General features: G+C 33.9%; 8 protein-coding genes. 2 read left to right on the forward strand and 6 right to left on the reverse strand.

Going from position 1 to position 9,400, the window contains the following annotated elements:
* Positions 1-76: 76 nt before the first annotated feature.
* The 5 genes from AC13CQ_RS06960 to AC13CQ_RS06980 form a co-directional block, all read right to left on the reverse strand.
* On the reverse strand, positions 77-823 hold the full coding sequence (locus tag AC13CQ_RS06960) for a succinate dehydrogenase/fumarate reductase iron-sulfur subunit (RefSeq protein WP_008611612.1): 747 nt from the start codon (positions 821-823) through the stop codon (positions 77-79).
* 32 nt (positions 824-855) lie between these two features.
* Complete coding sequence (locus tag AC13CQ_RS06965; RefSeq protein WP_456868118.1) at positions 856-1,230, reverse strand: four helix bundle protein; 375 nt, start codon at positions 1,228-1,230, stop codon at positions 856-858.
* 44 nt (positions 1,231-1,274) lie between these two features.
* On the reverse strand, positions 1,275-3,278 hold the full coding sequence (locus AC13CQ_RS06970) for a fumarate reductase/succinate dehydrogenase flavoprotein subunit (RefSeq protein ID WP_008611614.1): 2,004 nt from the start codon (positions 3,276-3,278) through the stop codon (positions 1,275-1,277).
* A gap of 11 nt (positions 3,279-3,289) precedes the next feature.
* Positions 3,290-3,949, reverse strand: coding sequence for a succinate dehydrogenase cytochrome b subunit (locus AC13CQ_RS06975; protein WP_008611615.1), 660 nt, complete (start codon positions 3,947-3,949; stop codon positions 3,290-3,292).
* Positions 3,950-4,504: 555 nt separating this feature from the next.
* Positions 4,505-5,254, reverse strand: a complete 750-nt coding sequence (locus AC13CQ_RS06980) for a hypothetical protein (protein ID WP_456868119.1) — start codon at positions 5,252-5,254, stop codon at positions 4,505-4,507.
* A gap of 138 nt (positions 5,255-5,392) precedes the next feature.
* Between AC13CQ_RS06980 and AC13CQ_RS06985 the strand changes: the two genes are divergently transcribed.
* Together AC13CQ_RS06985 and AC13CQ_RS06990 are read left to right on the forward strand one after the other, a co-directional pair.
* Positions 5,393-6,685 (forward strand): aminopeptidase P family protein, encoded by a 1,293-nt coding sequence (locus AC13CQ_RS06985; RefSeq protein ID WP_456868120.1) that lies wholly within the window; start codon positions 5,393-5,395, stop codon positions 6,683-6,685.
* Between the two features lie 124 nt (positions 6,686-6,809).
* Positions 6,810-7,589 carry an alpha/beta fold hydrolase gene (locus AC13CQ_RS06990; protein ID WP_335587044.1) on the forward strand — a complete coding sequence of 260 codons (780 nt, stop codon included), beginning with the start codon at positions 6,810-6,812 and terminating at the stop codon, positions 7,587-7,589.
* A 302-nt stretch (positions 7,590-7,891) separates the two neighbouring features.
* Here the strand turns inward: AC13CQ_RS06990 and thiL are convergent, their stop codons facing one another.
* Positions 7,892-8,950, reverse strand: a complete 1,059-nt coding sequence (gene thiL / locus AC13CQ_RS06995) for a thiamine-phosphate kinase (RefSeq protein WP_335587045.1) — start codon at positions 8,948-8,950, stop codon at positions 7,892-7,894.
* Between the last annotated feature and the right edge of the window lie 450 nt (positions 8,951-9,400).

Below are 9,400 nucleotides of genomic sequence, written 5' to 3' on the forward strand. Positions count from 1 at the left end.
TAGGGTTTATATACTTTTTTAAAAAGCCTCTTTTATATTAATGTATTTAATGCTTTATGTGCTTAATCTGAGGAATCTACTTTTTCATATTTGCTGAAAGATATTCTCTGTTCATTCGAGCTATGTTCTCAAGAGAAATTCCTTTTGGACATTCAATCTCACAAGCTCCAGTATTAGAACAGTTTCCAAAACCTTCCTCATCCATCTGTCTAACCATATTTAATACACGGTCGGTAGCTTCTATTTGCCCTTGTGGTAACAAAGCAAACTGAGATACTTTTGCTGATGTGAAAAGCATAGCACTTGCATTTTTACAAGCTGCCACACAAGCCCCACAACCAATACAGGTAGCTGCATTAAAAGAATCGTCAGCGTCGTCTTTATTAACTGGAATTGCATTTGCATCGATAGTATTTCCTGAAGTATTTACAGAAATAAAACCACCCGCTTGCTGAATTCTATCAAATGAAGAACGGTCTACAATTAAATCTTTAATTACAGGAAAAGCAGTTGCTCTAAAGGGTTCTATAGTAATAGTGTCTCCATCTTTAAACATACGCATATGAAGCTGACATGTAGTAACGCCTCTATCTGGCCCGTGTGGCTCTCCATTTATTTGAAGTGAACATGCACCACAAATCCCCTCTCTACAGTCGTGATCAAATTCTACAGGCTCTTCTCCTTTAGAAATTAATTCTTCATTTAAAACATCTAGCATTTCTAAGAAAGACATATCAGGTTCTACACCAGATATTGGGTAGTCTACCATCTTTCCTTTTGTGTTGGCATCTTTTTGACGCCATATTTTTAATGTAAGATTCATATTATTATATGTTGAAAGTTAATGGTTAATAGTTAATTGGACTTTGCGTTACTTAAATAGTTAATGTAACCATTCAATATTTTAATACAATCAATTACCATCAACCTTGTATCTTCATAAGTTTTATTGTCAATATAATTTTCATCAAGCACCGTAATTATTTGATCTAATATTTCATATAATGAGCCTCTTGATATCCTGCAAAATTGGGCATTTTCCTTAAAATGAAATCTGCCATAACCCTCTGCTATGTTATGAGTAACCGATCTAGAAGCCCTTCTCATTTGAGACATAAGTTCAAATTTTTCAAACTCGGGAAAGGTTTTTATAACAGAAGCTATTTTTCTTCTTAACTCTGTTCCTTTAACCCAACAGTTCAAATCTTCGAAAGTCTTAATATCACTCATTTTTCATAGAACAAAAATAAAAACGGTTAACAAATAACAATTAACTATTTATACGAGCGTGTTTTAAGCTCAATGTTTTTATATTCTAATTCTTCCTTGTGTAATACGGCATCGCTAGGAGCTCCTTTGTATTCCCAAGCGGCAACGTATTTAAAGTTCTCATCGTCTCTTTTTGCTTCTCCCTCTTCAGTTTGGTACTCCTCTCTGAAGTGTCCTCCACAAGATTCGTTTCGGTGTAAAGCATCTTTAGCAAATAATTCTCCTAATTCTAAGAAATCTGCTACTCTTAATGCTTTTTCTAATTCGCTATTTTTAGAGTCTGCAGAACCAGGAATTAATACATTTTTATGGAAATCTGCACGTAATTCCGCTATTTCTTTAATAGCCGACTCTAGGTCTTTGGCATTACGAGCCATTCCACATTTATTCCACATAATTTTCCCTAATTTTTTGTGGTAATGGTCTACAGAATGCTTCCCTTTATTGTTAACAAGTTTTGCTATCTGATCTTTTACATTTTTTTCAGCTTCATCAAACTCTGGAGAATCTGTTGGGATTTTTCCAGTTCTAATATCATCTGCTAAATAATTTCCAATAGTGTAAGGTAGCACAAAATAACCATCGGCTAAACCTTGCATTAAGGCAGAAGCTCCAAGTCTATTTGCTCCGTGGTCAGAGAAGTTAGCTTCTCCAGCAGCATAACACCCAGGAATGGTTGTCATTAAGTTGTAGTCAACCCAAATACCTCCCATAGTATAATGTACCGCAGGGTAAATCATCATTGGAGTTTTATACGGGTTCTCATCAACAATTTTCTGATACATTTGGAAGAGGTTTCCGTATTTGTTTTCTACTACTTTCTCTCCTAATTCTCTTATTTCCTTTTCTGAAGGATTATGATTTCCATGGATAATAGCTTGTTCTTTTCCGTAACGCTCTATTGCAGATGCGAAATCTAGAAATACCGCTTCTCCAGTTTTGTTTACTCCAAAACCAGCATCACAACGTTCTTTTGCAGCTCTAGATGCAACGTCTCGTGGTACTAAGTTACCAAACGATGGATATCTTCTTTCTAAGTAATAATCTCTATCTTCTTCTGCTAATTCTGTAGGCTTTAATTTTCCTTGACGAATAGCTTCTGCATCTTCTTTTTTCTTCGGAACCCAAATTCTTCCATCGTTACGAAGCGACTCAGACATCAATGTTAATTTTGACTGATGGTCTCCCGAAACAGGAATACATGTTGGGTGAATTTGTGTGTAACAAGGATTGGCAAAATAGGCTCCTTTTTTATGGATTTTCCATGAAGCTGTTACGTTACTTCCCATAGCATTTGTAGATAGGAAAAATACATTTCCATAGCCTCCAGAAGCAATTACTACCGCATGAGCCGAGTGGCGTTCTATTTCTCCAGTAACTAAGTTTCTCGCAATAATTCCACGAGCTTTTCCGTCTACAATTACTACGTCTAACATTTCGTGGCGATTAAAAGATTGGATCTTTCCACGGTTAATTTGACGATTCATAGCTGCATAAGCTCCCAATAAAAGCTGTTGCCCTGTTTGTCCTTTTGCGTAAAAAGTTCTAGAAACTAAAACCCCTCCAAAAGAACGATTGTCTAACATTCCACCATATTCACGAGCAAAAGGAACTCCTTGCGCCACACACTGGTCGATAATGTTAGCCGAAACTTCTGCTAGACGATATACGTTTGCTTCACGAGAACGGTAATCTCCTCCTTTAACAGTGTCATAAAATAACCTGTAAGTAGAATCTCCATCTCCTTGATAGTTTTTTGCTGCGTTAATACCTCCTTGTGCTGCAATTGAGTGTGCACGACGAGGAGAATCTTGATAGCAAAAAGTTTTTACATTGTATCCAAGTTCTGCTAATGTTGCTGCTGCAGAACCTCCTGCTAAACCTGTTCCAACAACGATAACATCAATGTTACGCTTGTTAGCAGGGTTAACTAAGTTAATTTCATTTTTATAATTGACCCACTTATTGGCTAAATCGCCTTGTGGTATTTTAGAATCTAATGTTGCCATAATACTTAAATCTATTGATTAAAATGATGGAAAAGTGCGATGAAAATAAACCCTAATGGAATGCAAATCGCAAAGAACTTTCCAAAAGTTTTAAGTGCTGGAGTGAACTTGTTGTTGAATCCAACCGACTGGAATGCGGATTGAAAACCATGAAGCAAGTGTAATGCTAATAAAACAAAAGCAATTACATATGCACCAACACGAATTGGATTATGGAATTTTTCTACTAACTCACCATAATATCTTGTTGGGTCTTCTGGAGCAAACTCGATATATTTATGATTTATCTCTGGAAACCAGAAATCAATAAAGTGAAGCACTATAAAAGCTAAGATTACCAAACCACTATAAATCATGTTTCTAGAAACCCATGTAGTGTTTGCACTTGCATTAAAGCTTTTGTAGCTAATGCTTCTAGCTTTTTTATTTTTTACTTCCAAAATAAAACCCATCACAAAATGAAATACAACCGCAAATATTAATATAGGTTGCATTAAAAATTGAACTAAAAAATTAGTCCCCATAAAATGGGAGAGTTCATTAAAAGTACTTTCGCTTATTACAGAGGTAAAATTGATTATAAAATGCTGTAAAAGGAAGATTAATAAGAATATAGCTGAAAGTGCCATGGCTACTTTTCTAGCTATTGTTGAATTTAACATTCCGCTCATTAGAAATTATTTATTTAATACTTACAAAAGTACAGTACGAATAAGTTATTAACAAACTTTCGTTTCTGTTTTAATCGCAATTTAGAATGAATTTAAAGTAATTGTTGTAAAAATAATCCTTTTCTGACTACAACGTTATATTTACGTATAATTACTTAGTTTTTTATTAAAAAAATTAATGATAAGTTTCTAATTAAAGGAGGGATTGTAGAATAGGGACAAAATGAATGTGGCTTTCTAAAAAGTAATTTGTAGTTGTTAAGCTGATATTTATAGTTTAGATACTTTTTTATTAGTGTCCGAGAAAAAATACAAGACGGTTTCGCTATAAGAAAAAAGAACAAAGACTAAATATTAACTGTCATAAAATAAGTAGTTTAAAGAAGTAGCCTTACTGAAATCCTTTTTTTATTTATTTTTATTAATAGCAAGGGGGCTATTTTGAAAACCTCATTTAAACCTTTATATAATTGGAGTCCAATAAATTTCGTTAACTTTTATCGGACAATAGTAATACTTTTTAGAAAGCCATCATCATAATGTTGTAATGTAAGTCTATTTATAAGAGTAATTTAAAGTAGCATTGCTTATTTCATCACTGTTTACAATAACAGTTTTAGCAAGTATCGGGTATTTATCTTCATCATATGTGTATTTTACTTGTGATGTAAACGAAACAGTACCGGTACTAGCATCTTTAAAAATCATTGAAGTAGGGTTGTTGTATGGAATTAATGCTTTTGCTTTAGTTAGAGCTTGGTTTGTAGGTACTAAAGAGAAATTAAGATCGACTCTATCTAATACTTCTAGAATTCCACCTGCTTCAAGTGTGTAAAAGAAAAAGTTCGGGTTGGAATCATAAGTTATTTCACCATCATAAAATATAGACTCTCCATTATCTTCGCCGTCATAAACTCTAATTTTAGTAGGATTTCCATTTTTATCATATTCTGTAACTTGTCCTATTTCAAACGCATTATAAGGGGCTTGATAAAACTCGCTTATTGAAATGTTATCATCAGTATCATTACCAGCAATTGTCTCTAACTTTCCAGAAGTTGAATATTTAAATACCACAGATCCATCTTCATCACTAACAGTATTTAGTTTTCCATCAGCATCATAACTAAAGGTTGTATTTATACCTTCATCAAGATTGCTATCGTCAATTACCTTAATACTAGTAAGGTATTTCTTTTTAACATCGTTACCGTTAGTTTCTTTAAACTCATCTTCACTGTCTTTACTGCATGATGTAGCTAGAGTAATACATGCTAAGAACAGAAGGGTGTTAATTGTTTTCATAATTATTCTTTGTAAAATTATATTTATTTTCTTCAAATATAATAAATAATCTATATGGTTGTATTAAAACTTTATACCTAGTTTAACACCAAAAGCATCTATTCTTATTATTTTTGGCAAAATTCAAAATAAACAGAGATGAAGTACGATTTAATAGACAGCAATCTTTTTATAAAAAACCGTCAAAAATTTATGGCTCAGATGAAGCCTAAAAGTATAGCGGTTTTTAATTCTAATGATATATATCCAATTGGTTCCGATAGTACAATGCCTTTTCAACAAGCTAGAGATTTGTTTTATTTAAGTGGTGTAGATCAGGAAGAAAGTATTTTGGTTTTATTTCCTGATGCGCATGAAGCTAAGCACAGAGAAATTTTATTTGTTAGGGAAACCAATGATCATATTGCGGTTTGGGAAGGAGAAAAACTTACTAAAGAAAAAGCTTTGGAAGTTTCTGGAATTAAAACAACGTATTGGTTGAAAGATTTCGGGAAAGTTTTTTATGATATTATGACGGAAGCAGCTACTGTATATTTTAATACAAATGAGCATTATCGTCAATCTGTGGAAACAGAAACTCGTGAAGATCGTTTTATTGATTGGTGTAAAAATAAATTCCCAGCTCATAAATGGGAAAAAAGTAATCAAATATTGCAAGAGTTAAGAGGAACTAAAGAGCCTCAGGAAATAGAATTAATGCAACAAGCTTGTAATATTACTGAGAAAGCATTTAAAAGGGTATTGCAGTTTACTAAACCGGGAGTTTGGGAGTACGAAATAGAAGCGGAGTTTATTCATGAATTTACTCGTAATAGATCTCGTGGTTTTGCATATACTCCTATTATAGCTTCTGGAAATAACGCAAACGTACTTCATTATATTGAAAATAAAATGCAATGTAAAGAAGGAGAGCTGTTGTTAATCGATGCTGGTGCAGAATACGCCAATTACGCTAGTGATATGACGCGTACCATTCCTGTAAGCGGTAGATTTTCTGAGCGCCAAAAACAAGTCTATAACGCTGTTTTAAAGGTAAAAAAAGAAGCTACTTCAATGTTAGTTCCAGGAACTATGTGGAAAGAGTATCATGAAGAGGTTGGGAAATTAATGACGAGCGAGCTTCTTGGTTTAGGATTATTAGACAAAGCAGCTGTTCAGAATGAAGATCCTGAATGGCCAGCGTACAAAAAGTATTTTATGCATGGAACTAGTCATCATATTGGATTAGATACGCATGATTATGGGCCACTTAAAAAACCGATGCAAGCTAATATGGTTTTCACTGTAGAGCCAGGAATTTATTTGCCAGACGAAGGTTTTGGAATTCGTTTAGAAGACGATGTTGTTATTCAGGAGTCTGGAGAGCCTTTTAATTTAATGAGAAATATTCCATTGGAGGTTGAAGAGATTGAAGATTGGATGAATAAATAAAAGTAGTTTTTAACATAGAACTCGTTTAAACGAGTTCATACTATAAAATTGTTACTTTGAGCGTAATCCAAATGTTTGTAGATTACGCTCAATCTAACAGATTTTTTTATAATAGTATTTGTAAATGAGACTCAACTTTAAAGGAACGGATATTTTTTATGAAGATGCGGGAAAAGGCTCTGCTGTAGTACTACTTCATGGATTTTTGGAAAACGCTACAATTTGGAATTCTTTAAAAGAAGAGCTTTTAAGTCGCTATCGGGTTATAACTATAGATTTATTAGGTCATGGGAAAACAGGCTGTTTGGGATATGTGCATACCATGGAAATGATGGCAGAAACTGTAAAAGCTGTTTTGGATGAGTTAATGGTTAGGCGTGTTTCTTTAATTGGACATTCTATGGGAGGCTATGTAGCTTTAGCTTTTGCAGAAGCACATCCAGACGATGTAAAAGCTTTGGTGCTAGTAAATTCTACAACAAGTGCCGATTCTGAAGTTAAGAAAAAGAACAGGGATAGAGCTATAGAAATGGTAAAGCACAACCATAAAAGCTTTGTTCGGATGGGAATTGCTAATCTTTTTCGACCTAAAAACCGTAAAATTTTTGCTGAAGAAATAAAAGCTCTAAAAAAGGAAGCCCTAAAAACTCCAGTTCAAGGTATTGTGGCTGCTTTAGAAGGGATGAAAATTAGAAACGATAGAGAAATATTACTACACTTTACGCCCTTTCAAAAAATGATGATTATAGGGAGGAAAGATCCTGTGTTAAACTATGAAGCTTTGATAGAACAAGTAGAAGAAGCGGAGGTAAAAGTAGTAGAATTTCCCGATGGACATATGAGTTTTATTGAAAACAAATCGCAATTCATCGATAATATCAAGAAATTTTTGAAAAAAGTTTGATAATTAACAGAATTTGTATAAGTTAACACTGCCCAAAATACATAACCTATATGAAATCCTCTAAAACTACAGTCAAAAAAGCACTCTGTTCCGTGTTCGGACATCGCTATGTGGTGTCGAAAAAAATCACTTCCCACATAGTTGAATATCAGTGCAAAACATGTAAGTGTGAACTTACAACAACCGAAACAGGTCATTTAGATATTTTAACTCCCGAGTGGAGGGAAATAAATGAAACACTAGCGTATTTATATAAGAAAAGGCGCGAAGTTCATTCAGTAGTCTAAGGTTTACTTCGGTTCTTATTCTTTTTCGTTTTCCTCAAAAGAATTCCAACCTCTAGCTTGGAGTGGTATTTTTGTATTGGCACGTGTTATTAAATGCATGCCCTCACTCTCTTGCGTCATATGTCCGATTATAGACAAATGCGGATTGGCTTTTATTTTTGGAAAATCTTCTTGAGCTACGGTAAATAATAGTTCGTAATCTTCACCACCACTTAAAGCTACAGTTGTACTGCTCAGGTTAAATTCTTCAGAAGTAGATATTACTTGTGGATCTAGTGGAATTTTATCTTCATATAAATTACAACCTACTTTAGATTGCTTGCATAGATGGATAATTTCTGATGATAATCCGTCGCTAATATCTATCATAGCGGTTGGTTTTACCTCAAGTTTTTTCAATAACTCAGGAATATCTTTTCGAGCTTCTGGTTTAAGTTGGCGTTCAATAATGTAGGAATACATGTCTAAATCAGGTTGATTTTGAGGATTCACCTTAAAAACTTCCTTCTCACGTTCTAGAATTTGAAGTCCGAGGTATGCGCCTCCTAAATCTCCTGAAACCACTAGCAAATCGTTAGATTTTGCCGTATTTCGGTAAACAATATCTTCTTCGTTAGCTTCGCCTAATGCTGTAACGGTAATTAAAAGTCCTTTGTTAGAAGATGTTGTGTCGCCACCAATTAAATCCACTTCGTATAAATCGCATGCGTGTTTAATGCCAGCATATAATTCTTCTAAAGCTTCTAGTGGAAAGCGATTAGAAACAGCAATAGAAACTGTAATTTGTGTTGCTTTGGCGTTCATAGCATACACATCGGAAAGATTTACCATTACCGATTTATAGCCTAAATGTTTAAGCGGCATATAACTAAGGTCGAAATGTACATTTTCAACCAGTAAATCGGTTGTTACAATGGCTTTTTTATCTTTAAAATCGATTACAGCGGCATCATCACCAATCCCTTTTATGGTAGATGAATGTTTTATTTCAAAATTTTTGGTTAGATGTTCTATCAAACCAAACTCTCCTAATTGAGAAATTGATGTGCGTTGTGGATTTTTATCTTCTATCATGCTGCAAAGATAGTTAAAGTTGAAAGTTATGAAGTTTGTAAAGAGGAAAAGTTGAAAGTTTGTAAAGTAAAAAAGTTATGTTGTTACGATGTTACAAAGGAAAAAACTGCTTACGGAGTACTTTTCTTTATATTGAAAAATTTAAAGATTGAAGGATTGAAAAAGTCGGGAGTCCGAAGTCCGAAGCCGAAGTAAAAGTTATGCTGTTATGTTGTTACGATGTTACAAAGAAAAAAACTACCTAAATCCTATATTCTACTGAATACAACAACTCCCGACTTCAGACTTCGGTTTTCATTTCCTCATTTCCACTTTACAAATTTATAACTTTGTCCCCCTGCATCTTTGAACCTTTGCCACTTTGAACCTTTGAAGGATTAAAAAAGTCGGGAGTCGGAAGACAGAATGCAGTGTTCAGTATGCGTACATTTTCAATCAAGAGTCAAGAAT

This window comes from Galbibacter sp. L-19, from assembly GCF_056857615.1.

Excerpts from the sequence above, each read along its gene's own strand:
- AC13CQ_RS06965 (WP_456868118.1), bottom strand. The coding sequence starts at position 1,230 with ATGAGTGATATTAAGACTTTCGAAGATTTGAACTGTTGGGTTAAAGGA.
- AC13CQ_RS06980 (WP_456868119.1), bottom strand. The coding sequence starts at position 5,254 with ATGAAAACAATTAACACCCTTCTGTTCTTAGCATGTATTACTCTAGCT.
- AC13CQ_RS06975 (WP_008611615.1), bottom strand. The coding sequence starts at position 3,949 with ATGAGCGGAATGTTAAATTCAACAATAGCTAGAAAAGTAGCCATGGCA.
- thiL (WP_335587045.1), bottom strand. The coding sequence starts at position 8,950 with ATGATAGAAGATAAAAATCCACAACGCACATCAATTTCTCAATTAGGA.
- AC13CQ_RS06970 (WP_008611614.1), bottom strand. The coding sequence starts at position 3,278 with ATGGCAACATTAGATTCTAAAATACCACAAGGCGATTTAGCCAATAAG.
- AC13CQ_RS06985 (WP_456868120.1), top strand. The coding sequence starts at position 5,393 with ATGAAGTACGATTTAATAGACAGCAATCTTTTTATAAAAAACCGTCAA.
- AC13CQ_RS06960 (WP_008611612.1), bottom strand. The coding sequence starts at position 823 with ATGAATCTTACATTAAAAATATGGCGTCAAAAAGATGCCAACACAAAA.
- AC13CQ_RS06990 (WP_335587044.1), top strand. The coding sequence starts at position 6,810 with ATGAGACTCAACTTTAAAGGAACGGATATTTTTTATGAAGATGCGGGA.